19 protein-coding genes are annotated in these 25367 nt (G+C 60.8%); 13 read left to right on the top strand and 6 right to left on the bottom strand.

The genetic code is table 11. From position 1 onward, the window contains the following. Positions 1-24: 24 nt before the first annotated feature. A complete protein-coding gene (locus A4R35_RS21860; RefSeq protein ID WP_223258445.1) occupies positions 25-2079 on the bottom strand; it encodes a DNA gyrase/topoisomerase IV subunit B in 2055 nt (684 codons plus the stop codon). A 479-nt stretch (positions 2080-2558) separates the two neighbouring features. Between A4R35_RS21860 and A4R35_RS21855 the strand changes: the two genes are divergently transcribed. The 3 genes from A4R35_RS21855 to A4R35_RS21845 all read left to right on the top strand — a co-directional run bounded on the left by A4R35_RS21855 (position 2559) and on the right by A4R35_RS21845 (position 6266). Beyond that, positions 2559-3929, top strand: coding sequence for a helix-turn-helix domain-containing protein (locus A4R35_RS21855; protein WP_112433217.1), 1371 nt, complete (start codon positions 2559-2561; stop codon positions 3927-3929). Positions 3930-4297: 368 nt separating this feature from the next. Further along, positions 4298-5053: a zinc ribbon domain-containing protein gene (locus tag A4R35_RS21850; protein WP_112433215.1), complete on the top strand. Its 756-nt coding sequence runs from the start codon at positions 4298-4300 to the stop codon at positions 5051-5053. Positions 5054-5219: 166 nt separating this feature from the next. Beyond that, on the top strand, positions 5220-6266 hold the full coding sequence (locus tag A4R35_RS21845) for a YihY/virulence factor BrkB family protein (protein ID WP_112433213.1): 1047 nt from the start codon (positions 5220-5222) through the stop codon (positions 6264-6266). Here the strand turns inward: A4R35_RS21845 and A4R35_RS21840 are convergent. From A4R35_RS21840 to A4R35_RS21825, 4 genes are all read right to left on the bottom strand, one after another. Then, on the bottom strand, positions 6232-6546 hold the full coding sequence (locus tag A4R35_RS21840; protein WP_112433211.1) for a DUF3307 domain-containing protein: 315 nt from the start codon (positions 6544-6546) through the stop codon (positions 6232-6234). The two genes, A4R35_RS21845 and A4R35_RS21840, sit on opposite strands and share 35 nt — an antisense overlap. Positions 6547-6660: 114 nt before the next feature. Further along, positions 6661-8328 carry an O-antigen ligase family protein gene (locus A4R35_RS21835; RefSeq protein ID WP_112433209.1) on the bottom strand — a complete coding sequence of 556 codons (1668 nt, stop codon included), beginning with the start codon at positions 8326-8328 and terminating at the stop codon, positions 6661-6663. Positions 8329-8908: 580 nt separating this feature from the next. Continuing rightward, positions 8909-9781 carry an FTR1 family iron permease gene (locus A4R35_RS21830; RefSeq protein ID WP_112433207.1) on the bottom strand — a complete coding sequence of 291 codons (873 nt, stop codon included), beginning with the start codon at positions 9779-9781 and terminating at the stop codon, positions 8909-8911. A 291-nt stretch (positions 9782-10072) separates the two neighbouring features. Then, positions 10073-10777, bottom strand: coding sequence for a metal-dependent transcriptional regulator (locus A4R35_RS21825; protein ID WP_189362168.1), 705 nt, complete (start codon positions 10775-10777; stop codon positions 10073-10075). 605 nt (positions 10778-11382) lie between these two features. Between A4R35_RS21825 and A4R35_RS21820 the strand changes: the two genes are divergently transcribed. The 10 genes from A4R35_RS21820 to aroF all read left to right on the top strand — a co-directional run bounded on the left by A4R35_RS21820 (position 11383) and on the right by aroF (position 23225). Then, entirely contained in the window at positions 11383-12120 is a 738-nt protein-coding gene (locus A4R35_RS21820; RefSeq protein ID WP_112433203.1) for a histidine phosphatase family protein, read from the top strand. Between the two features lie 607 nt (positions 12121-12727). Continuing rightward, positions 12728-13771, top strand: coding sequence for a tryptophan--tRNA ligase (trpS, locus tag A4R35_RS21815; RefSeq protein WP_112433200.1), 1044 nt, complete (start codon positions 12728-12730; stop codon positions 13769-13771). A 77-nt stretch (positions 13772-13848) separates the two neighbouring features. Then, entirely contained in the window at positions 13849-15429 is a 1581-nt protein-coding gene (trpE, locus tag A4R35_RS21810; protein ID WP_112433198.1) for an anthranilate synthase component I, read from the top strand. A gap of 90 nt (positions 15430-15519) precedes the next feature. Then, positions 15520-16083: an anthranilate synthase component II gene (locus A4R35_RS21805; RefSeq protein WP_112433197.1), complete on the top strand. Its 564-nt coding sequence runs from the start codon at positions 15520-15522 to the stop codon at positions 16081-16083. A 159-nt stretch (positions 16084-16242) separates the two neighbouring features. Continuing rightward, positions 16243-17298: an anthranilate phosphoribosyltransferase gene (gene trpD, locus A4R35_RS21800; RefSeq protein WP_112433194.1), complete on the top strand. Its 1056-nt coding sequence runs from the start codon at positions 16243-16245 to the stop codon at positions 17296-17298. 64 nt (positions 17299-17362) lie between these two features. Continuing rightward, positions 17363-18829 (top strand): indole-3-glycerol phosphate synthase TrpC, encoded by a 1467-nt coding sequence (gene trpC / locus A4R35_RS21795; protein ID WP_112433192.1) that lies wholly within the window; start codon positions 17363-17365, stop codon positions 18827-18829. A gap of 69 nt (positions 18830-18898) precedes the next feature. Next, positions 18899-20161, top strand: coding sequence for a tryptophan synthase subunit beta (gene trpB / locus A4R35_RS21790; RefSeq protein ID WP_112433190.1), 1263 nt, complete (start codon positions 18899-18901; stop codon positions 20159-20161). 23 nt (positions 20162-20184) lie between these two features. Further along, a complete protein-coding gene (gene trpA, locus A4R35_RS21785) occupies positions 20185-21063 on the top strand; it encodes a tryptophan synthase subunit alpha (protein WP_112433188.1) in 879 nt (292 codons plus the stop codon). Positions 21064-21206: 143 nt separating this feature from the next. Further along, entirely contained in the window at positions 21207-21584 is a 378-nt protein-coding gene (aroH, locus tag A4R35_RS21780; protein ID WP_112433186.1) for a chorismate mutase, read from the top strand. A gap of 564 nt (positions 21585-22148) precedes the next feature. Continuing rightward, entirely contained in the window at positions 22149-23225 is a 1077-nt protein-coding gene (gene aroF / locus A4R35_RS21775) for a 3-deoxy-7-phosphoheptulonate synthase (protein ID WP_112433184.1), read from the top strand. 220 nt (positions 23226-23445) lie between these two features. Here aroF and A4R35_RS21770 read toward each other — a convergent pair whose 3' ends face one another. Continuing rightward, complete coding sequence (locus A4R35_RS21770; protein ID WP_112433182.1) at positions 23446-25344, bottom strand: alpha/beta hydrolase; 1899 nt, start codon at positions 25342-25344, stop codon at positions 23446-23448. Positions 25345-25367: the final 23 nt, after the last annotated feature.

Raw genomic sequence — 25367 nt, 5'->3', positions numbered from 1 at the left:
CGATCGGTCCCTGTCTTCCTACCGCTAGACATCGATTTCTCTGATCTTGCGCGCGTGCTCAGCCAGAAAGCTGCGGCGGGCCTCTGCATTGCGATCCTCCATCAGCTCGGCCACCAGCTTCGAGGCCAGGACCGCATCCTCCAGCGTCACCCTCTTGAGGGTGCGCTGAGCCGGATCGAAGGTCGTATCACGCAATTCCTGGGGATTCATCTCCCCCAACCCCTTATAGCGCTTGAACTCCAGGCCCTGAGCCTCGGGATGCGTCGCCAGAAATTGTTGACGCGCCTCGTCGTCCAGCAGCCAGACGACGCGCCCCCTATAGCGCACCGAATAGAGCGGCGGGCAGGCGATGTAGACATGGCCACGCTCGATCAGCTCGCTAAATTCCTGGTGGAAGAGGGTCAGCAGCAGACACTGAATATGGAGGCCGTCGACATCGGCATCGGTAGCAATGATGATGCGCTGGAAGCGCAGCTTGCTGATATCGAAGGCGTCGCGGGTGCCCGTGCCAAGGACATTAATGATCGTGCGAATCTCCTCGTTGCGCAGAATGCGCTCCAGATCGGCCTTGGCCACATTCAAGGGCTTCCCTTTCAGCTTGAGCACCGCCTGGTACTCCGAAAAGCGTCCCTGGCCGGCACTGCCCCCGGCAGAGTCACCTTCGACAATGAAGAGTTCTGCGCGCGCTGGATCGTTCGTATTGCACTTCAGAAACTTGCGCGAGAGCGAGGTGTCGATGAGCTCACCATTCTTCTTCTCGCCGCTGCGCGCCAGCTCCTCGACCAGCTGCGCCTCGTTACGGGCTTTCTGCATTTGCTGGATCTTTTTGATCCATTCTTTACCGGCAGCAGGATTGCGCTCAAACCACTCTTTGAGTCCCTCATCGACGATTGAGCGCACGATACCCTCAACCGGGGCATTGTTGAGGCGATCCTTGGTCTGGCCCTGAAACTGTGGGTTGCTCAGCTTGACCGAGATGGCAGCGTTAAGGCCCTGCTGAATGACCTCGGGGCGGAAGCCCTCCTTGTCACGGCTTTTGATGATTCCCCACTTGAGGGCATAGTCATGCACAACGCGCGTCAGGGCTGCCTTGAAGCCAGTCTCATGGACGCCGCCGTCACGCGTGCGCACGGCGTTGGCATAGCTGAACAGGCTCGTTTTGAAGCCAGTGGTAGGCTGCAGCGCAACCTCCACCTGGACGCCATCGCGCTCGCCGGCAATGGCGATCACCTGCTTGAAGAGCGGCTGGCCACCCGCAGCGCCACCGGCGGCCAGGTCGCGCACATAATCGGGCAGACCCTCGCGCGAATAAAAGAGATGCTGCACCTGCTGCCCGCTGGCCTCGTCCCAGAGATCGAGATGGAAAGCCACCCCCCGATTGAGATAGGCGGCGGCCTTGAGCCGGCTCTGCACCGCCTCGGGAGCATAGTAGGCATCCGCATCGAAGATGCTCCGGTCATAGAGCCAGCAGAGCTGCGTCCCATGCAAGCCTGGATCACAAGGGGTGATCTCATGCGGCAGAGCAAGGCCGCGCTGGAAGCGCTGGCGGAACTGCTGTCCGTTGCGCCAGATGGTCAATTCCAGCTCTTCGGAGAGGGCATTAATCACCGTCGCGCCGACCCCGTGCAGGCCACCAGCGGTCTTGTAGGCTCCTTCGGAGAATTTACCGCCCGAGTGCGGCACGGTCATGATGACGGTCGCCGCCGGCAGCGTCCGGCCCTGATAGGTCATGGGATCAAAAGGCATGCCGCGCCCCTCATCGCGCACCGTCACCCGGCCATCACGCTCGATACGTACCCAGATGTGGCGGCCATAGCCAGCCACGGCCTCATCGACAGCGTTATCAAGGGCCTCCCAGAGCAGATGCAGCAGTCCAGAGGTCGAGGTTGAGCCAATGTACATGCCAGGCCGATGGCGAATAGCCGTTAGCCCCTCCAGCACCTGGATATTGGCAGCCGAGTAGCCACTCGGATCGGGGGCGGTTGCGCCTTCCCTGCTCCTTCCCCTGCCCCGTCCACGGCGCTCCCCATCCTGAAACTCTTCCTCCTGCTTTTCGACCTGCTCCGCCCGCGCGCGCAACGCTGGTTGCTGCTCCTCTTTGACTTCTGCGCTAACTGTACCTACTGAAAAAAGTGAAAGTTGTCCGTCTATTCCTACAGGTTCCCCTGTAGGAACAGCGCTAGCCCGGGGGGAACGAGTCATCTGAGAAAGTTCCTCTCTTGCCTTTGCTGTTCTTGCCGAGACAGGATACAGCCTTGTTCGGGGAAAGTCAAGGGGGTTTTGGACCAAAAGTTCTAATCTCCGCTCCGGCCCACAGCCCTCTTCCCAGCATCAGGTCAGAAGAGGAGAAGAGCGAGCTGCATCAGGCAGTAGCGGGGAAAGCAACCAACACGGTTAGCAGATTGATTGAAATTTTGACCATCATTGATTATAATCGTTTTACATTTAAAAGGGTGTCGCATTATGCCTGGTGACTCCACGCCAAGCGAGCCGCCCTGGACTGAGGGCGGCAGCGCCGAGCATAGTGAGACTGACTACGGGAAGGACGGAAGGAACGTATGGCACGTCCAGCCAAGCGAGTATCTCCTGACACGCTAGGAGGGCGTATCCGCGCAGCACGGCAGAGCCTACGCCTCTCGCTGGCGGATGTCGCTGACGGTCGCTACAGCACCAGCTTGATCTCGCAGATCGAGCGCAACCGCGTCGAGCCTTCGCCGGAAAGCCTGCGCTTCCTGGCCGAGCGGCTGAACTTGCCTCTGGACGATTTGATGGTCCTGGTTCAGCAGCAGCGCGAGTCGGAGGCCGAGGCCAATCGCTACAAGGAAAATGAAGAAAAACTGAACCATGCGCTCCGCCTGCTAGAGAGCAAACATGTTAAGGCAGCGCTGGATATGGTCAAGACCATCAATATTGAGCACGCCCCCCCCTCGCTGCGCTGGAGGCTCTACGCTCTTAAAGGGCAATGCTTCTTTAGCATGCGGGAGTTCGTAGAGGCTCAGCGGCAGTTCTTCCAGGCCGCGGCTTTGCGCCCCGAGCGGTTGCCAACCGAGCAGGTATACGAGGCGACTTTGTTGCATCTGCACCTGGCCGCGACTTGCCGCGAGCTAGGCCATCTCGATCTGGCCAACGATCACTATGAGACAGTGCTGAAGTTGATGCAACCAGAAACCCCCATTCACTATGTAGCTGAGGCTCACTGGGGGATCGCTCTGGTTTCGTTCGAACGCGCCGATAGCCATCGCGATGATGAGCAGTGGGCCGTCGAGTCCGAGCAGTTGAAGTATCGTGCGCTCCGCCATGCTGAGAACGCTCGCACACTTTATCGCTCGATCGGGGATGAGATCAACGAGAGCTTGCTGAGCTGCGAAATCGCCCTGATCTACCAGGGCCTGGGCCGTTTAGACGAGGCCCGCGCCTGTTTGCGTGAGGTTTTAGAGAGGTGGCAGCCGCGAGTGGCCGCCGCGGTGCCCGCCGGGAAAAATACCCTGGAGGAGCGCCGTCAGAAGCGCGAGGCTAATGTGGTGGCGGCAGCAGCAGCTTATCTCGCCAGTCTTGAGCTGCAATGTCAGCAGTACGAGGTGGCGCTGGAGTACGTTCGTCAGGCCCACGAGGCGGCGCGCAAAAGCTATACGCTGCGCCGCGCAGAAGCCTATCTGATCGAGGGCCAGATCCTTGAGGCAATGGAGCAAGAGCGAGGGGCAGCGCCTGGTGGCCAGTCCGGGGCAGAGCGGGCTTTCCGCGCCGCTATCGAGGAGCTGAAACCTACCCATCGTATGGCGGCCCTGATCCACGCTCATGATTTGCTGGGACGCCATTTGTTGAAGCGCGGCAGGATCAAGGAGGGTGAGTACGAGCTGGATGTAGCGCGGGCGCTGGCTCAGACACGCCGTCAATGGCAGGAACCGCTGGCGATCACCGATGAGCTGTGAGCGTCGTGACCCGCCAGGATGGGACTCATCTGTGCCATCTCCGACCGGGCTAGACCAGGCCAGGCCGGCAGCGCTCCCTCGACCCGCCCTACGCCTCCCTGGCTGGCTCGCTCGGTAATGCCTGGCGCAAGGCGCAACTTCCTGCCATTGCCAGGCGTAGATTCTGTAGCAAGGCTCGCCACCGGGCGGGGCCAATGAGGAGAGCGACAGGACCTCTTCCTTTACCAGCGCTGTCAGGCGGCCCCGGCTGGCGGCCCGGATCGCGTTCTGTTACGAACATCGTTCAAGAGGAGGCCGGAGCAGACGGAGGGTCAGCAGCAAGTAGTCTGCACTCCTGACTCTGGCGTGCGTATCGAGGGGAGGATCATATGTTGAAGCCTGTGACTGGACAGTACGAATGCCAGCATCGTGCGCTGCCGGTGCCGGGGTTGGATGCCTTAACCGGGCGAGTCGACCGCTTGACGCTGCTACCGAATGGGCGCTTCGTCCTGCTCACACAGGAGCGCTCGCGCCTGGCCCAGGCCGCTCAGAGCTTATTGACCGGCACAGGTGCCGGCTCAGGGCCTGCCGTGAGCCAGCCGCCAGTGGAGACGCGGCGCGAGGGTCAGTATGTCTGCCAGGCGCGTCGGCTGCTGCTGCACTTCGATGATGGGAGCTACCTGGAGGGCCAGTTTGCCTGGAATGGTGAGGGAATACAGCTCGGACAGGATTTCTTCCAGAAGGTTTCTGACAGCACCTTTTTCCCTCCTCCCCAGCGTCTCAAGCAGGAGATGGAGGAGCTGGCAAAGGGACTAAAGGTAGCCGCCACACTCGGGAACCTGGCAGTGAAGGCCGCCCGAGCTTTACAAAGCACGCCAACGAACGGCGCCGGTCAGCTCCCTTTATCCTCGTCACCCTCTCCGACGGCAATGGGGCCGTCTGCTGCGCCTTCCGCTTCTCCAGTTCAGCCCCCCGTTGCTCCAACTCCAGCACCTCCGCCTGGTCCAGGCCCGTTTCCTCCTTCCACCACTGATTACCAGAGCCAGGCTGCAGCTGGTAGCGAGACCTTCTTTTGCGATCAGTGCGGGGCTCGTGTGCGCCCGGGCAAGCGCTATTGTGGGCAGTGCGGCGCTCTCCTGCCCTGACGCACGGTTAGTGCGTCTGCCTGCTACTGCTATACTGTCCTCTATACTGTCCTCACAATCCGGACCACGCCACTCCTGACCTGGCCCGCCCTGTGCTGCCCCCCTGAAACAGAGAGGGCTTTTCCCGCGTGAATAGAATTGGGAGCTTTTTTGCTGGAGTTTGTAGATGGCTATGACGACGGAAGAAATCTCTGAAGGGAAGCAGCAGCAGCGTACAAACAGAGGAGCCTCCAGCCGGTCCAGATTGGAGAAGGTTGTGCAGCGCGCTCAGGCTTTTTTCGTCAAGTTCAATAATGACTGGGTTATGAATCTGGCGGCAGCCCTGGCTTTTAACTTGCTGACCGCGATGGCCCCGCTGGCCGTGGCGCTGTTGGCTATTCCAGGTCTGCTGCTGGGAAAGGCAGAGGTCCGCATGTACCTCAGCCAGGTCATTCTCTCGATCTTCCCGCGGATGACGGCCTCGCCCGAGCTGATTGATGCCCTGCTGCGCCAGCTCAATCGTGTCTCCGGCCCCCTGGGCGTTGTCTCTGTCCTGATTGCCCTCTTCACAGGCTCACGCCTCTTCGTCCTGCTGGAGGGCTGTTTCGGCATTATCTACCGACGGCGTCCGCGCGCCCTGCTGCAGCAGAACCTGATGGCTCTGGGTATGCTCCTGCTCTTCGCCGTACTGACCCCGCTGATGGTCCTGGCGGCTAGCCTGCCGGCCCTGGTCATCGCCTTCCTGAAGCAGACCCCGCTTGGGCAGATACCCGGCAGCGGCTTCGCCTTCAGCCTTGGCAGTCTGCTTGCTGGCCTGGCTATCTCCTGGGTGTTCTTTTTGACGATCTACACCTTTGTACCCAATCGACGCATTCGCTGGCGCTCAACCTGGCGCGGCGCCTTGCTCGCTGCCGTGCTGACCCAGATCTATCTGTCTCTCTTCTCCCTCTACGCCGCTCACTTTCTGAATGGCCTGGGTGGCCAGATTGGCTTCGCAATCATCCTGGTGACCTTCTTCTACTACTTCGCGGTGATTCTCTTGTTGGGCGCGGAGGTTAATGCTTTCTTTGGTGAGAAGATTCGCACGGCCCCCGCCGACCTGGTGACGCTGGTAGCCACAGGCTTCAGCAATGAGACCACCGCTTCTGCGGAGCCGGCTACGGCCCCTGCTCCGCCGATGGGGCTGATCTCATCAGGGGCTAGAGACCCACAAGAACAATCAGGGCAATCGTGACCAGATGCAAGAGCTGGTCAACCCAGATGGAGGTAATCACCTGGTAGCGCGCCTTGAGAGCATCAACGATCAGGTGGGTGGTGAAGAGGATAACAATGGCCACCATTGAGGGATGGGCAAAGAGGATGAAGACCGCCGTGTAGGTGGCGCAGTGATAGAAGGTGACTTCCCAGCTCTTGCCTTTCTCCACTGCCATCCAGGTGCTCTGGAAAGCGAAGTCGCCGACAAAATGGCAGGCCAGCCAGATGAGGAGCGTCGATAACAGGCTAGTGACGGCCATCGGCCATCCCCTCCGAACTCAGCTAGAGCAACAGTGCTCGCTTTTTCGAACTAGCCTAGCGTCGGAGGGGATGACCACACTATGACCTGGCTCGCAGTCTGAGAGTGAACTGGCTTACATTACCCGCACCGAGGCGCTTTGGCTCCGCCAGGGCGTTTTTGCCAGCACGCGTATCAGGAGAAGGGCCAGTATCAGTATCCAGAAGCAGAAGGCCAGATCCTGCTCCAGCACCGAGCTATCGACCATTCCCTGGATGAGGGCAGCAACCATCGCCCCGCCAATGCTCAGTGTGCCCCAGACTAACCAGGGATCGGCCTCGGCCTGACGATAGAGGTGCGCAAGAATCCGGAAGAGTAGCCAGAAGAAGAGAATCAGCACCGCCAGGAAGGCCAGCAGGCCCACAATGCCAATGCTGACCCAGATCTGCAGGAAAATATTATGCGGATGGGAGAGATCCGGCTCGGAGCGCAAGCCGGTGGGCCGATGCGTCTGTGGGTCGGTGGTGATCCAGTAATGGTAGAGATTCGTGGTATGGCAGACATTGTTCAGGCTGTAATGACAGAGCCAGTTGTCGAGGCCGTAGCCCACAATAGGGCTGTCCTTGATCATGTGGAGAGCGCTCTCCCACAGGTAGATGCGTTTGGTCAGGGTGCCAATGCCCTGAGCATTGGCATGCCGCTCCAGCAGATAGCTGCTGATGTTGCTATGGAAACAGAGGAGTCCAAGCCCTATCAGGAGTACCAGGCCCAGCCCACAGATCAGCAAGAGCTGGCGATCAGCAATTGCGCAGGCGATGAGGAAGATCACTGCTCCAACGCAGGCGGCCCAGGCACCACCAGAGCGCGTGAGATAGAGGACAAAGATCAGCGGCAGACAGAGAGCAAGAGCCAGCAGGCGACAACGCCAGGAGGCCAGGAAGCCCCCATTGGCCATGCGCGGCATAAGGATCAGCGCTAACCCCAGCGGCAGGGTGTAGTCGAAAAGCAGCCCTACGCTGTTGGCACTGCCATAGACAGTGTTGATGCGCGGTAGATCGCTGAGGCTGGCGCCGTGGGCCAGCATATCAAAGTATTGCCCAATGCCGAGGAGGGCAATCAGGAAGCCGGTAGCGAAGAGTGCCAGTAGCAGCCTCACCAGGTCCTGGCGCGTGCGCAGGCAGGCGAGGGCCAGCAGAAGATAGACTAGAGGATCAAGGACTTCTTCGCGGAAAGCCCGGAGGGCTACTGTACGGCTATAGGCGATGACGACGGAAAAGGCCGAGGCCCCCAGAAAGAGCAGGATCGGCCACAGCAAGGGGCCCAGACGCGCCCGCAACTCGGACCAGCTCAGCCAGTAGGGCCAGCGTTGCCGCCGCACCAGCGCCTGTATCAAGACTACCGCCACACAACTCCAGAGGCTAATCTCTGCCGCACTAAAGCTATAATGGCTTACCACTGTCTTTTGCAGTAAATAGAAGGGCAGGCTCAGCGGCAGGAGCGCAACGGCTATAGCTGGACGATACCAGCAGAGGATCATAAAGATCAATAGGAAAGGCAACGTCGAGAGCGGGGGGAGATGGAAGAATGGCCCTGATCCCAGATGAGTATTGCCCGCACAATAGTAGAGGGCCATTGAGAGCACCAGACCAGCCTCTAGAAGACGATCAAGCCAGAAAGGCGATGGAGTATGGCGACCGGGAGCGCTGGAAGTGGAAGAGCTTGCACCAGGCCCCCCTGGTCCAGTAAGCCTTTCTCGCTGGGCTCCGATCTCCGGCCCGTTGGAAGGAAGTACTTTTTCGTTCATTTTTAGACAAAACCTTCTCTATGTTTCGGGTTTTGCTTGCTCCCCATAGCTATACATCGATAAAAGGGGCACATTCGTCGCACTTTGACCAATTGCACTGGTCGGGAGCACAAGAGTAAGGTAGCAAAGAGGTACTCCCACTGCTCGTCTGCTCGCTTCTGGCTGACAGGACGGGAACAGGGCAGCGGGTCCAACGTTTCCCATTGTAGCATATGCCTGCCGAAAAGCAGCCGCCCACGCTAAGAATAGCCGACTCGGGTAAGCACGATCTCAGTCAGTGAAGTGAAAAGGGAAGGAGAGGAGGCGCGCCAAGGGGGTGGCTACAGACACAGCGAGAACCCGGCCAGCCTGAGCGATCGGCAAGAAGACCAGGGCCTCCGCCCGCCCACCCTCCCCCCTTCCCTCTCGTTTACCAATATTGGTGGGTGGCAGCCAGGATCAAGGACGGAGGCGCCCACCTTCAACAAACGTTAAGCGGACGACTGCTGTCTCTTACCCCCTTACACAAGGGTCTCTCCCTCGGGGCCTTAGAGAGCAGTCCCGGCGCCTTCGCACTGCAGGTGGGCTGCTCCATTATTGCTCAATGCGAGGCGCCCTTCGTCGCAGCTTCGGCAGGCAGAGTCTGCGACGACTGAGCTGGGGGCAGCGGTACAGGTTTGCGCGTCAGACGCCAGAAGAGCGTCCCAAAGATGAGCAAGAAGGCCACATAGACGCAGGCCCGCAACAGTGTTGGCGCATCGCTGTAACCAAGCAAGCCGTGCAGCAGGCTACCCACCGTGCTCTCTTCGCTCAGCCAGCCGCTGCTATTCCAGAGCACTGTCGTCCCAAACGGTAACCAATGCAGCTCCTCTTGCATGGTCTGGACGGCATTGCCCAGCAGACCAGCGGCGAAAAAGAGCAAGAGCAAGCCCATGACGCGGAAAAAGCGACGGTAGTCGAGGCGGTAGCCCAGACGATAGATCAGGAAGCAGAGAGCCACCGCGAGGGCCAGGCCAATCAGCGCCCCCAGCATCAATAGCGGGGCCTCATGCGTTTGAAGAGCGAAGGCCAGGGTAAAGAAAGCCGTCTCCAATCCCTCACGGCCAACCGAGGTGAAAGCCAGCAGCCCCAAAGCCAACCCCGAGCTGGCCATGCTGGCTTTGGTCATCATCTCACGTTTCAAGGTACGGCTATGCTGCTGCATCCAGAAGGTCATCGAGGTGAGCAGCACCACCGCCACCAGGTAGGTCACGGTCTCAAAGACCGCCTCAAACCAGGTGCCATCGTAGATACGGACCGTGACATATAAGGCCAGTGCGGCGAGAAAAGAGCACAAGACGGCCAGCGCAACTCCGATCCAGACCGCGCGCGCCTGGCGCATCAGCTGCAACTGGCGCAGAGCCGCCAGGAGGATGCTCACAATCAGGCTGGCCTCCAGCCCCTCGCGTAGATAGAGAATTGCAGTCGCCAGCATCGAACAGTACTTTCTCCACTTTCCGCTGACAGCACAGCGGCCTAGTACAGGCTCTTCTTTTCCCTTCCACTACGCTGCCAAATCCGAGCGTTGCACTCAGATATGAACCTACTCAGATGATAGCACCCGCTGCAAGCGACGGTCAAGGGATGAGTCTGCTCGCTGCTCTCGTTCGCTTCTGATCAGGCCACCGGGCAAGGCGCCCGCCACTCGCCGCTCCGCCCTCCCCCAACCCTGAGCAGGGCTGGGGGCCACCTGGCAGGCTTGTCGGCAGAGGAACCGGGGCCACGCTTAGCGCGTGACCCAGATCTTGGGCGCGACCGATTTCATGATAGTCACCTCACGCCCATCGACCATGAGCACAACGCTCTCCTCGCTATCGTCGGGATTGAGCTTGCGCCCCTGGGAAACCACGGTCAGACGCGTGCCCGGCGTCAGCCCGCGCTGATGGAGATAGAGGATCAGGGCCGATTCATCCTCGACCACTTCCGAAATGAGGAGAATGGTCGCCGTCTCGCCCGGCGCCAGGGTGGAGAGCCGCACGGCTCCGCAGTCGCTGAGATAGGTCCGCGCGTTGGGCACAAGACCAGGGATGGGATTGCCATGCGGACAGGTGGTTGGTTGCTTGAGGTTGAGAATAACCTGCTCTTCAAATTTGCCCGAGATGACGTGCTCCAGGCGGCAGGCTTCTTCATGGACCTGATGCCATTCCATACCTAGCAGATCGACAAGGAAACGCTCAGCAAGCCGATGACGTCGCAACACGGACTCGGCGATCTGATAACCGGCTTCGGTGAGACGTACCTGCCGCTTGCTATCCATCTCTACATATCCATCGCGGACGAGCCGCTTAAGTGTCTCAGTGACAGTTGGAGGGGCAACACCAAATTTTTGGGCCAATCGTGCCCCAATGACTATCTCTCCCTCCATGCTCATGTTATAGATTGTTTCCAGGTATTCCTCGACAGTCTGACTTACTGATTCTGCGGTCTTCATGATCCTTCTGTTCCCTTTGCTGCTGGCCAAAACTCGTGCAAATGGCGATACTACCCCAGAGCAGTATAGCATATCAAGCAGGCGCTGCCAAATCAGCGCCTGCTTTCCTGCCGGGAGACGGCCCGGGCCGTCTCCCTGTCCAGAACCGCCAATCGCTCTACCGAGCGTGCGCTAGTTGTCCTGACCTTTCTACATTTTCTACCGTTCACCCTGTCATTTTACTTTTTACGATATTTTCTACATAATTTCCAGGGAAGATCTCCAGAAATTTTTCTGTCTAGCAGAACTGTTCTGAATGCTGCATAGATCAGCTCACCACACACGTGATCCTGGCCCAGACGAGGACAGAACCTTAGCGGCTCAGCTACCCACTATCTACCAGGATAGAATGGCAGACGAGCCAACGCTCTTGCTCGTTGCGCTGCATGGCCTGAAGGTCCTGCGGCAGTCTCAATTGCTGACTTTTGGACAGCAGCCTCTCTCATGTGGTACGATGAAGGTGAGAGTGGCCTCCGCTGCGCGGTCCTCCTACGGTGACCGACGCGGCGGACAGACTCATCCGCGGTTTTTGTACCTTTTGATGAGATTTTTACTAAAAGGAGCGAATGAGTAGTAGTACAGTCTTAACTAATACGATCTATCTTGTACGTCACGGAGAGAATCCAGCCAATCTGACCAAGGAATTTTCCTATCGCCTCGTCGATTATCCCCTGAACGCCAAAGGTCTGCTTCAAGCCCGGCAGACCGCCGATTTTTTTCGAGGCCAGCCCATCGACGCGATCTACGCCTCACCGCTGAGGCGTGCGCGCCAGACCGCCGAGATCATTGCCGAGGCCTTGGCCCTGCCCGTAACCCTGCTAGAAGAATTCCGCGAGATCAACGTCGGCGATCTTGAGCGCCACCCCCCAACTGTCGAGCACTGGAAGCTCCACGACCAGATCATTGCCGATTGGTACAGTGGCAACTATCTGACGCGCTTTCCCGAGGGGGAGAACTTCCTGGAGCTACTGCAGCGCATCCGTCAGGGCTTGCGCCAGGTTATTGCCGGCCAAAGTGGACGCCGCATCATTATCGCCGGGCACGGCGGCATCTTCACGGTGCTGGTCAAGTCCCTCTGCTATAATGCGGATCGCGCGCCGATCTACCACGGGGCGATGGATAACTGTGCGATCACGGAAATTGAGCTGCACGCCTTTGAGGAGGTGCTCGTCGGCAATCTGCGCCTCTGGGCCAGCACCGCTCACCTCTCCGGCCAGGCCGCCGAGCTGGTACCCGGACAGCTCCAGTACGCCGAGAAACCTTTCGTATCGCCCGTCGCCGACGGCCTTTCCGCCGCCCCTTGACAGAGTCTTACCCGGTCATCTATACTCTTAGCTAGATACTAAGGCGACAACAACGACACACCATCAGCGACGAGCAGGAAGAGTATACGGCTGCACTGCGCGCCAGAGAGTCGGGAACGGTGGAAACCGATGCTGCAGCAGTCGTAGAATGGGCCTGTGAGCTGGAGCGCGAACCTCTCCAACGCTGAGCAAACAGAGAAAAGAGAGTAGTAGCTGGCTCCCGGAGCGTCCCCCGTTATCGAGGACAGGGTATCAGAGCGTACCCGGCAAATGAGGGACCTTGTCTGCCGCGGACCGGCCTTCCTGTACACGACAGGTTGTCCACCGGCAAGGCGACAACGGCGACCGCTTGCGCGCTTTCCAGACTCCTGGAGAGAGGCCCATACATGGCGGAAGCCAGGGTCCGAAAAAGGGTGGCACCACGAAAGCTTCACGCTTCTCGTCCCTGCGACGAGAAGCGTTTTTTATTGATTCGCTCCCGTTTCACTCAGCATGCTCTGAGCCAGGTCACGGGCCTCTTTCCTGCCTCTGTAAGACACCACAGGGGCGGGCAGTTGTGCTAGTCAGGAGATGTTGCGGGCCCCAGGCCCCGCTGGAGGTCTTTCCTATGACGACGATTGGCCACGATCAACAGCTACAGACGAGTAGCAGTAGCGCACCGCCGCTGAAGAAGCGCACGTTCTCCGGTATCCAACCAAGCGGTGATATCCATCTGGGCAACTACCTGGGGGCGATCCGCAATTGGGTGCGCACACAGACAGAATACGATAATATTTACTGCATTGTCGATCTCCACGCGATTACGTTGCCGATCGATCCACAGGAGCTGCGCCAGAATATTCGCAGGCTGGCCGCCATTTATCTGGCCTGTGGCCTCGACACGCGCTACTGCAAGCTTTTTGTGCAGTCGCACGTGCGCCAGCACGCCGAGGCAAGCTGGATTCTGGGCTGCTTCACGCCGATGGGATGGCTGAATCGCATGACCCAGTTCAAGGCCAAGGCCGGCGAGAATCAGGAGACGGTCGGAGCGGGTATCTATATGTACCCGGTCCTGATGGCCTGCGATATTCTGCTCTATCAGACGCATCTGGTGCCTGTCGGCGAGGACCAGCGCCAGCATCTGGAGCTAACGCGCGATCTGGCTCAGCGTTTCAACCATCTCTACAAGCAAGAGGTGTTTACGATCCCGGAGCCGCTCATCCGTGAGGTTGGGGCGCGCATTATGTCGCTCACCGATCCAACCCAGAAGATGAGCAAGACCAACCCTAACCCCAACTCGCGGATTAATCTGCTCGATGACCCCAAGACGATTAAGCAGAAGATCGCCCGGGCGACGACGGATTCGCTGCGCTTGATCCGCTTCGATCCCGAACGGCCTGGGATCAATAATCTGCTGACGATTTACGAGGCGCTGACGGAGCGATCGCGCGAGGAGATCGAGGCCGAGTTTGAGGGCAAAGGCTATGGCGAGCTGAAGGCGCGCCTGACAGAGGTTGTGGTGGCTACGCTGGAGCCAATTCAGCGCCGCTACCAGGAGTATATGCGTGATCCGGCAGAGCTGGAGGCGATCCTGCGCGCAGGGGCCGACGCGGTACGTCCGATTGCCGAGGCAACTTTGCAGCGCATGAAGGATGTGATCGGCCTCGGCTAGCCCCGGCTCAGGTTCCAGGCCAAGATTGGAAGCGCCGCCGAGGCGTGCCGAGGAAGAAAGAGAAGAAGAGGCTGTCTATGTTTTCGCCATCTCTGGATGAAGTGCGTTCCTTGCGCCAGGAGCTGGAGGCCGAGGGGCAGACAGCCAGCGGGAGGATTCCGCTGGTCCCCCTCTATCGCGATGTGCTGGCCGATACCGAGACGCCGGTTTCGGCTTACTGCAAGACGGCTCGCGGCCCCTATACGTTTTTGCTGGAGAGCGTGGAGGGCGGCGAGCGTATCGCTCGCTACTCGTTCATCGGTATCGATCCCTACCTGGTCCTGATTCAGGATGAGCATGAGGCGACGCTGCGCTATCTGAGCTATGAGGATGGGACGCAGCGCTGCCACTCGCTGGTCCGTCTGCCGTCCTATGATCCGCTGCATCTGATCGAGCAGCAGCTGGGACGCTACCGCCTGCTGAGGCCGCGGCAAGGAGGCGATGACGCCCTACCGCGCTTCTATGGCGGCGCCGTGGGCTACCTGGCTTATGAGGTAGCTTCCCGCTTCGAGCGGCTACCGGTGCCCGCCGCCGATGAGCTGGGCCTGCCGCTGGCCATTTTCAGCTTTACAGAGACGGTGCTGGCCTTCGATCATTTGAAGCATCGCCTGCGCGTGATTACTCACCTCCACCTGGATGCCCCCGACCTGGAGGCCGAGTATCGCCGCTGCCTGCAGACGATCGAGGGGGTGGTCGCTCGCCTGCAGGAGGAGCTACGCCTGCCCACTGAGCCGGAGCCGGTCTATACAGGGACCCCAACGGTGACCTCTAGCTTTACGCGCGAGGAGTATGAGGCGATGGTGCGTCGCGCCAAGGAGTATATCGCGGCGGGCGATATTTTCCAGGTGGTACCTTCCCAGCGCCTGCGCCGCCCGGTTAATGCGGCCCCCTTCACGGTCTACCGCGCGCTGCGGACCATCAACCCCTCTCCCTATATGTTCTACCTCGATCTGGAGGATTTTGTGGTGCTCGGCGCCTCTCCTGAGCTGCTGGTGCGCGTCGACGAGGGCGAGGTGACGATCCATCCGATTGCCGGGACACGCCCCCGCGGTAGCGATCCTGAGAGCGATCGCCGGCTAGAGGAGGAGCTGCGCCACGATCCCAAGGAGCGGGCTGAGCATGTGATGCTGGTGGATCTGGGTCGCAATGATGTGGGCCGGGTTAGCCTGCCAGGCAGCGTCTCGGTAAGCCAGTTTATGGAGATCGAGCGCTATTCCCATGTGATGCATCTGGTCTCTAATGTGGTCGGACGGCTGCGCCCCGAGCTGACACCGTTCGATGCGCTGCGCGCTGGCTTTCCTGCCGGAACGGTGACCGGGGCGCCAAAGATTCGGGCAATGGAGATTATCAGTGAATTGGAGGGGATGCGCCGCGGAGTCTACGCCGGCGCCGTCGGCTACTTCAGCCACTCGGGCAATCTGGACACGGCTATCGCCCTGCGCACAATGGTTATGAAGAACGGACATGCGTATATCCAGGCAGGTGGTGGCGTGGTGGCGGACTCCGATCCAGCCGCCGAGTACCAGGAGAGCATGAATAAAGCCCGCGCGCTGCTGCGCGCTGTGGAGATGGCTGAGGAGATGGCCCGCGCGCAGCGCCCTCGCTATGCTCACACCTGATCTGGCGTGCCGCCTGCCGGGCCGGCGATTCCTTGACCTGCGCTCGCTGTCCCTGCCTGCCAGTCTTTCTCAGGAAGAGAGGCGCTAGCAATGATCTTACTGATCGATAACTACGATAGCTTTACCTACAATCTTTATCAGTATCTGTCTGAGCTGGGGGCTGAGGTCCTGGTTCGGCGCAATGATCAGATTACGCTGGATGAGATCGCGCAGCTGCAGCCGGAGCGTATCGTGATCTCGCCCGGACCCTGTACGCCCAATGAGGCCGGTTTCTCCTGCGAGATCATTGCAACGTTCGGGCCACAGATGCCGATTCTGGGCGTCTGCCTGGGCCATCAGGCTATCGGCCAGGTCTACGGTGGCCGCGTCATTCGCGCGCCAGAGCCGGTGCACGGGAAGACGAGCCTGATCTATCATCGCGGCCAGGGCTGCCTCCGTGATCTTCCTAACCCCTTTGAAGCCAATCGCTATCATAGCCTCATCGTTGAGCGTGCCTCTCTCCCGGCTGAGCTGGAGATTACCGCCGAGACGGCGGATGGCTTGATTATGGGTCTGCGCCACCGTCGCTATCCTGTCGAAGGGGTGCAGTTCCATCCTGAGTCGATCATGACCCCGGTGGGAAAGGATCTGCTGCGCAACTTTCTCACTCGTTAAGCTCAGATAATCTCAGGATCTCAGGAAAGGCGCTCAGGCGTTCCGAGAGCGGCAGCGGACGAGCCGGGGCGTCTGGGCAGAGCTGCTGAGCTATGCGCTCAGTCAGGTAGAAGACCAGCGATATGACAGGCTGGTTAGCACAGAAAAGAGGTGCTCCCGATGATTCGCGAAGCCATCGCGCAAGTTGTTGCCGGCGCCACGCTCAGCGAGGAGGAAGCGGCGGCGGTGATGGAGGAGATTATGTCGGGCGTGGCAACCCCCTCCCAGATGGGAGCTTTCTTGACCGCTCTACGTATGCGTCCCGGAGGCGAGGCGCCCCAGGAAATCGCCGGCCTGGCTCGTGTGATGCGCGAGAAGGCACTGCGCGTCCATCTCCGCGAGGAGGTGGCCGCCCGCGCGCTGGATACCTGCGGTACAGGCGGCGACGGAGCCGGCACTTTCAATTTTTCGACGGCGGCAGGCATCCTGGCCGCCGCCGCCGGGGCCCACGTGGCGAAGCATGGCAACCGCTCGGCGACGAGCCGCTGCGGCAGCGCCGATGTGCTGGAGGCGCTGGGTGTGCGCATCGATTTGGGGCCGGAGGCCGTGGCGCGCAGCGTTCAGGAGACGGGCTTCGGCTTTATGTTCGCGCAGACCTATCACCCGGCCATGAAGCATGTCGGTCCGACGCGTCGCGAGATCGGTATTCGTACGGTCTTCAATATTCTTGGCCCACTGACGAATCCGGCTGGTACCCGCTACCAGGTGCTGGGCGTGGCCGATGGCTCGCTGCTGCGCAAGATGGGAGAGGTCTTGCTCCTGCTCGGCTGCCGTCATGCCCTGATTATCCACGGCGAGGATGGGGTTGATGAGTGCTCGCTGGCAGCTCCGACGCGCGTCTGCGAGGTACGCGAGGGGGAGGAGCTGCGCGAGTACGTGATTACACCCGAGGAGGCCGGCCTGACGCGCTGCAGCGATCGCCGCCTCTTCCAGGGGGGCGATCCTCAAGAGAACGCGGAAATGCTGCGCCGCCTGCTCAGCGGCGAGATCGACGGTCCGCTGGCCGATATGCTCTATTTGAACACGGCGGCGGCTCTGCTGGCCAATGAGTGCGTCTCTTCGCTGGCAGAGGGGGTCAGGCTAGCTCGCAGCACGGTGCGCGAAGGCCGGGCCCGGCGCAAGCTGGAGGAGGTCGTGGACTGCTCACAGTCACTGGCCGCAAGCAGTGGCTTGTAAGGCGGCCCCAGTGGCGACGATCAGCCAGATAAGCGGAAGGCCGAGAGAGACGAGGAGATGAGCGATGTTTCTTGAGCAGATTCTGGCTCGCACGCGCCTCGACCTGGAGGAGCGTCAGCGTCTGCTACCTTTGGAGAGGCTCCAAGAGCGTGCTGCAGCTCAGCCGCCCGCTCGCGATTTCGCCGCCGCGCTGCAGCCGAATCCGGGCGACCACGGGCTGCGGCTGATTGCAGAGATTAAGCGCGCCTCGCCCTCGAAGGGGCCGCTGGCGCCCGACCTTGATCCGGTTGCCCTGGCCCGCACCTACGAGGCCGCTGGGGCGGCGGCGATCTCAGTCCTGACGGAGCCGCATTTCTTCCTGGGCGCCCCCGAGCACCTGACAGCAGTCAAGGAGGCGGTAAGCCTGCCTGTCCTGCGCAAAGATTTCATTGTGGATGAGTATCAGGTCTATGAGGCGCGCGCCTGGGGCGCCGATGCCCTGCTGCTGATCTGCGCCGCTTTGACCGCGCAGGAGCTGGAGCGGCTGCTGACACTCACGCGCCAGCTGGGGATGGAGGCCCTGGTCGAGGTCCATAGCCCAGCGGAGGCACGCATGGCCGTGACAGCAGGGGCGCGCGTGATCGGGGTCAATAGCCGCGATCTGGTGACCTTCAGCATGAACCCGTTCTTGATCCGCGAGCTGCGCCGGCTGATTCCTGCCGATTGCATCGTGGTAGCCGAGAGCGGCATTCATACAGAGGCCGATGCGCGCCGGCTGCGCCGCTACGATGTGCAGGCCATGCTGGTGGGCGAGTCGTTGGTCAAGGCTGGCGACGTACGCGGGCAGATCAAGCGCCTGCTGCACGGGTCCAATCACGGTATCCAGGTGAAGATCTGCGGCCTGCGCCGCCCGGAGGCCCTGCAGGCGGCCCTGGAGAGCGGCGCCGATCTGCTGGGCCTGATGTTCTATCCTCAGAGCAAGCGGTACCTGGCGCCATCGCAGGTCAGACAGCTGCTGAGCGAGGCCGGCTATCTGGCTTTGGCCGAGCAGGGCCAGGCGGTGCCCGACCTGGTCGGGGTCTTTGTGAATGAGGAAAGCCAGCGCATTAATGAGCTGGCGGAGGAGCTGGGCCTGCACTTTGTGCAGTTGCATGGGACCGAGTCACCGGAATTCTGCGCCAGCTTGGAGCGCCCGGTGATAAAGGCGCTGCCGGTGCGCGGTCCCAGGGCCCTGGAGGAGGCACACCGCTATGCCGCGGTCGCCTGGCGACTGCTGCTCGATACCCCCAGCGCGAGCTACGGGGGCAGCGGTCTGACCCACGACTGGGAGCTGGCGCGGACGATCGCCGCAGAGCTACCGGTCTTGCTGGCCGGCGGTCTGACCCCAGCCAACGTTGCTGAGGCTATCGCCACCGTTCGGCCCTGGGGCGTCGATGTGAGCAGCGGCGTCGAGAGCAACGGCGAGAAAGACCCCGGCAAGATCCGCGCCTTTATCGAGGCCGTGCGCCAGAGTAGCCAGCAGTTGCCAGCTCTAGAGGCCATCTGGCAGTGAAGAAAAAATCATGCTCTCACTGCAGAGCAATCTCATGTTCTATCGGTTCACCTAACGAGGCAGAAAGAGATGCAGCAACATCTAGAACAGCAGAAGCGCGAGTCATCAGGGGCCGGGCAGTATGAGCACGGCGCCTATCCCGATGCTCGCGGACGCTTCGGTCCCTACGGGGGCAAATTCGTGCCAGAGAGCTTGATGCCCCTCCTGAGCGAGCTAGAGGAAGCTTATCGCCAGGCCCGCCTTGACCCGGCCTTTGAAGAGGAGCTACAGGAGCTACTGCGCTCGTTCGTGGGGCGCCCGACGCCGCTCTATTATGTGCCGCGCTTCTCGCAGTTGGTGGCCCCGGGCGTGCGCGTCTATCTGAAGCGCGAGGACCTGGCCCACACGGGAGCGCACAAAATCAATAATGCGCTGGGGCAGGGCCTGCTGGCAAAGCGCATGGGCAAGCGGCGCATCATCGCCGAGACGGGGGCCGGTCAGCATGGCGTGGCCACAGCCACGGTCTGCGCCATGCTGGGACTGGATTGCATCATCTACATGGGCGCCGAGGATATCGAGCGCCAGTCGCTCAATGTCTTCCGCATGCGCCTGCTCGGCGCCGAGGTCCGCTCGGTCGACAGTGGTAGCCGCACCCTCAAGGATGCCATCAACGAGGCTATCCGCGACTGGGTGACGAACGTCGAGACGACCTTTTATTTGATCGGCTCGGTCGTGGGGCCGCATCCCTATCCGCTGATGGTGCGCGACTTCCAGTCGATCATCGGGCGAGAGGCGCGTGAGCAGATTCTGCAGCTGGAAGGACGCCTTCCCGACCTGGTGATAGCCTGTGTCGGTGGCGGGAGCAATGCAATGGGGATCTTCTACCCCTTTGCCGATGCACCCGAGGTGCGCCTGCTCGGCGTAGAGGCGGGCGGCCAGGGCCTGGCTTCAGGTCAGCACGCCGCTACGCTGGTGGCGGGCCGCCCGGGCGTGCTCCACGGCGCCTTTAGCTACCTGCTCCAGAACGAGGATGGTCAGGTGCAGGGAACACACAGTATCTCCGCTGGCCTCGACTATCCAGGCGTCGGCCCCGAGCACAGCTATATGAAAGATACGGGGCGAGCCAGCTATGTCGCCGCCGATGATGCGCTGGCCCTGCGCGGCCTGCAAGCGCTGAGTCAGAGCGAGGGCATCATTCCTGCTCTGGAGCCAGCCCATGCCCTCGGCTACCTGCTGGAAATGGGTGCTCTGGGTGAGCTGGCGCCGGGCAGTCTGGTCATTGTCAATCTCTCGGGACGCGGCGATAAGGATATGCTGACAGTGGCCCGAGAGTTACAGGTCACGATCTCATAATTTTTCTTGTGTAGAGCAAAACGATGCAGCAACACAAGCAATCCAAGACCATCGAGCACCACGAGGCAGCGCCGGCGCAGCGCATTGGGCATGCTTTTGCCCAGGCCAGCCGCGAGGGACGCTGTGTGCTGATCCCTTACCTGATGTGCGGCTTCCCCTCTGTGGAGCAGAGTCTGGCGGCGATACTGGCGGCCATCGAGGGCGGGGCCGACCTGATCGAGCTGGGTCTGCCCTTCAGCGATCCCCTGGCCGATGGGGCAACTATCCAACACGCCAGCCATCAGGCGCTAGAGCACGGCATCAATATCACCGCCTGCCTGTCTATTGCGCGTCAGGTAGCGGCCCACAGCAGTGTCCCGCTGATCCTCATGGGCTATTATAACCCTGTGTTGGCCTATGGCGTGCAGCGCTTCTGCCGTGAGGCAGCTGCTGCGGGGGCCTGTGGGCTAATCATTCCTGATCTGCCACCAGAGGAGGCCGGGCCGCTCTTGGAGGCCGCTCACGAGCAGGGGCTGGCGCTGATTTTCCTCGTGCCGCCGACGACGCCGGACGAGCGCATCGCCTCCATCGTGCGCGTAGCCGCCCAGGAGCCGCGGGGTTTCATTTACTGCGTCTCCCTCAGCGGGGTGACCGGTGCGCGCGATAGGCTGCCGCCGCACCTGCAGAGCTTTATCGCCCGCGTGCGGAGGCAGAGCGCCCCTTATGACCTGCCCTTAGCGGTCGGTTTTGGCGTCTCGCGCCCGGAGCACGTGGCGGAAATCGCTCGCTATGCCGACGGGGCGGTCGTTGGCAGCGCCCTGGTGCATCTCCTGGAGCGCCATGCCGCCGATGGAGAAGCACAGAGGGCGGCGGTCCGCGACTATATTCGCAGCCTGCGTGCATGCACTGTTCGTCAGCCCTGACGACTGAGGGCGTCCATCGCCCGCAGCGGAGCGCTTCACAGTGCTTGCGGCTACCCTTTACAATAGAAGGCGTGCCTGCTCGCCCCTCAGCGCAGAGCGCGAGAGTAGTAGCAGGTCGTCGCCATTCTTGCCACGAAAGGGTGATGGGCGTGTACTGTCGAGGCATCCGGGGCGCGACGACGGTCGAACGCAATGATCGTCGGGAGATTCTGGCCGCCACCGCCGAGCTGCTCCAATTAATGGTGGAGCTGAATCAGATCCAGAGTGAGGATGTCGCCAGCGTTATTTTCAGCGTGACCGATGATCTGGATGCCGCCTACCCGGCTCAGGCCGCACGTGAACTCGGTTGGACCGAGGTGGCTCTCCTGTGCGTGCGGGAGATTCCGGTGCCGGGCAGCCTGCGCAAGTGCATTCGCATCCTGCTGCATGTCAATACCGAGCGTAGTCCCGCAGAGCTGCGCCATGTTTATCTACGCGGTGCGGTGCAGCTGCGCCCAGAGTTCAGCGTCGAGCGCTCCTGAGCAGGCATCGTTAGCAGGGCAGCGCCAGCCAGGGCTGGGCTTCGCTGCTCTCTCTAGTGCCTGTTGTGCGCAGGCGAGGAGAGACAGCCGGCCCTATCTGTCCCGCGCGCTGGTTCGTTCGTCCTTCCCATTTCTGCCTTGCGCTCTTTCCTCACCGGTTTCGATCATGACGACGAAGGCGTCGCGATGGAGGAAGGGGATCGCTGCGTGGCCAGGGCAGTTCCTCTTGCTGGGAGGCTGCGCGCCCTAGCAACCAGCCACCAGCCAATCCAGCCGACCAACTCAACCAACTCACGAGCTAGCTAGTCGGTGGAGCAGGCCAGGCTTCAATAGAGCAGAGTAAACACACTGAGTTGACCGCTGATTGAGCATGAGAAAGCGCGGCCCAGCCAGTGACCAGGGTTAGCCCGGTTCGCGGCCAGGATAAGCCAGGCCAAACGGTCAATGCATGGGTGCGGAGCGTTACTTTTCTTCTCCGCCAGACCGCAAGTGGGTGGGCACGCGCTTCAAGCCAGATTTCGAAGCCTGCATACGTCTGCCGAAAGAATGAAGGAGCCACGAGTCATGATCGTTGTAATGAAGCCTAACTGTAGTGAAGCAGCTATTGAGCACGTCCTGCGCTTCCTGGAGCAGGAGGGGTTCACCGGCCATCTCTCGCGCGGAGTGGAACGCACAGTGATCGGCGTGATCGGCTCGGTCAATGTGCAGAACCCTCCCGGCAAGGGAATGATCACCCCGGCCCTGGGCGAGGCCCTGGAGGCCTTCCCCGAGGTAGAAGGGGTTTTCCGCGTCTCGAAGCCCTATAAGCTGGCGAGCCGCGAATTCCATCCTGATGATACGGTGGTCGAGGTGCCGGTCGCCTGTGTAGCAGGTGGCACGGTGCATATCGGTGGCCCCGCCGTGGTAATGATGGCCGGCCCCTGCACAGTAGAGAATGAGAAGCAGCTAATGACGACCGCTGAGGCTGTGCGCAAGGCTGGCGCGGTGATCTTGCGTGGCGGGGCCTTTAAACCCTCGACTTCCCCCTATGGCTTCCGCGGCCTGGGCGAGGAGGGCCTCAAACTTCTGGCCAAGGCCTCGCGCGAGTTTGGCATGGCGGTGGTGACCGAGGTCATGACCCCCGCCGACGTGCCGCTGGTCTGCGAGTATGCCGATATTCTGCAGATCGGCACGCGCAATATGCAGAACTATATGCTCCTCGATGAGGTCGGACGCGTTCAGAAGCCGGTGCTCCTGAAGCGGGGCATGGCGGCGACCATTGAGGAATGGCTCCTGGCAGCTGAATATATTCTTTCTCAGGGCAACCGTGCGGTGATTCTCTGCGAGCGAGGTATCCGCACTTTTGAGAAGAGTACACGCAATACGATGGATCTGAGCGCTATTCCCCTGGTGAAACAGCTCTCGCATTTACCGATCGTGGCCGATCCAAGCCAGGGGACAGGCCGGCGCGACCTGGTAGCGCCGATGACGCTGGCGGCGGTGGCCGCCGGCTGCGATGGCCTCTTGATCGAAGTTCACCCCAATCCCGAGGTCGCACTCAAGGATGGCGCACAGTCGCTGACGACCGAGCAGTTTGCCGAACTGATGCCGCGTGCAGAGGCAGTGGCTCAGGCCATCGGACGCTCGTTTGTGACGGCTTGAGATGCCCACCCAGGCCGCGGCCTGCTCGCTGAGTACGATCCCAGCCGCCCACCTGCCTGAGCGGAGCCGGCTGCGGCCCCGCCTGGGACCATGAGCAGTCAGAAGGCCCTCTCGGCTAGCCACAGGGGAGACGTGGGGCGCGCGCTGGCTCTTTCAAGGCTGCTGACGCGTGCCTCGCGCCTCCTTCGGATCTGAGATGATGGGTTCGCTCCATCGATCTTCAGGTAAAGTTTGGTTCGCCCATGCTGGAGATGCAGGAACTGGCCGGCTGAATCTGCGGGTTGTCGAGAAATTCCCCCATGATCAGGTTGGCGCAAGAGCTGGTCAGGAAGACGCCGTGACCCGTGCCCGGAAAGACAAAGAGGTAGCTATGGCTCAAGGTTTTTTGGGCCATCATGGCATTGCTGGTTGGTGTGATTGGATCATATTCGCCCGAGAGAATCAGCGTCGGCAGATCGCTCTTGACCGGCTGCTTTTGCTCGGGCGGCACTGGCGGAACATTCCAGAGCTGGCAGACGCGATAGTCGGACTCCAGACTATCCTGCATACCGGCCCGCAGCTCAGGTCGCAGGACCAGGATGGTCTTGTCCAGCGCCTGAAGTGAGGTGTAGCGCATGTCCTCGCCGCATTCGACAGAGTAGTACATGCCATAGCTAACGTCATTGGCCAGCAGCAGCTGCCCATAGGTCTCGGAGATCAGAGTATACTGCCCATGATCAATCTCACTGATGGCCCGCGGCAGGTCGGGGATAAAACTGGTCACATAGAGAGAGGTGAAGACCCACTGGACCAGGCCATCACCCGTCAGCAGCACAGGACCGTACTGGAGATCGTTGAAGGTCACCGGGTGGGCGTTGAGGCGATCAACCAGACGATAAAAGGTGGCCTCCAGGTTGGGATAGCTCTCGTTGCAGAGGGCATCTGTCCGACAGCCATTGAAGAGGGTGTCAAAAGCATGCTGCATCGCAGCCGGAAAAGAGGTGAAAAGGTTGCTCTGAGTGGGAACGGTTGAATCAAGGATGACGCTGCGCAGGTCCTGAGGGAAGAGACGCATGACAGTGAGAGCCAGCCGCGTGCCATAGGAGACGCCGTAGAGATCGACCTGCCGATAGCCGAGGGCATGGATTAAATCGTGGACGTCCTGGGCGTCGGCGATGGTGGTGTAGGCGCTCAGGTGAATGCCTTCGGCAGTGAGCCGATCGTGGCAGGAGCGCATGGCTTGCAGATACTGAGCATCATTGGCCTGACGGCTAAGGTTCTCATCCTTGGTGGCCTGGGTGAAGCGGTCGATTTCTCCGCAATAGAGCGAGGGCGTGGAGTAGCCCGTGCCCCGCTGGTCAAAGAGGATGAAGGTGTGTCCTAGCGTCACAGCTTGAAGGTTGGCCTGGCTGATGTAGGGACCTAGCTCGCTGAGGGTGGCCCCGCCCGGTCCACCAGAGAGATAGAGGAAGGGAGCGGCATCAGTCTGAGCAGTGCCGGCTTTGAAGATCGCTACCGCCAGGTGAACGGTGTTGCCCTGCGGCTGACTGCGGTCTTCAGGCACAGTCAAGACTCCACAGGTCAGATCGCGCCCCTGAACGATGCCCCTGCCCGGTTGAAAAGGACAGGGTCCCGTGTGGAAGCTGCTGGTTGCGGCGCCTGGGGTGACGACGACGCTCGCTTTCGCCGTTGGCTGTGAGCTAGTCGAGCTGCTGCCCCCACGAGCAGCAAGGGCGAGATAGGTCGCTATCCCACCAGCAAAGAGGATAAGGCCAATCAGGAGGATAGCAATGATGAAGCGCCAGGGACCAGGTGTGCGCGGCGCCGTCGGCGGAAGAATCGGCGATTGACCCGGTATGACGGGCGGCCCCTCTAGCCCAGGACCCAAGGACGGCAGCCTGGGCAGTGCCCTGCTCTCAGTCATGAGAGACTCGTTCGACCCGTTGGCTCCTCCAGGTCCCGCAGGCGGCGCAGCAGGAGCAGCCAGCCTTTCCGAGGGGAGCGGATAGATAATGTCGTTGCGCTCCTGATAACGCAGACCGGGAGGCGAGTACTCATAGTAGGGGGTATCACCATAGCCCGGCTGGAGCCCGTCTATCTCACGCGGTTCTTTCTCAAAAGGTGAGGTCTGCTCTGTCATCAACACACCTTTCTAGCGCAGCT

Source organism: Thermogemmatispora tikiterensis (assembly GCF_003268475.1).
Classification (GTDB): domain Bacteria; phylum Chloroflexota; class Ktedonobacteria; order Ktedonobacterales; family Ktedonobacteraceae; genus Thermogemmatispora; species Thermogemmatispora tikiterensis.
The sequence above is the reverse complement of the archived record's forward strand: the minus strand, read 5'-3'. Positions and strand labels throughout refer to the sequence as shown.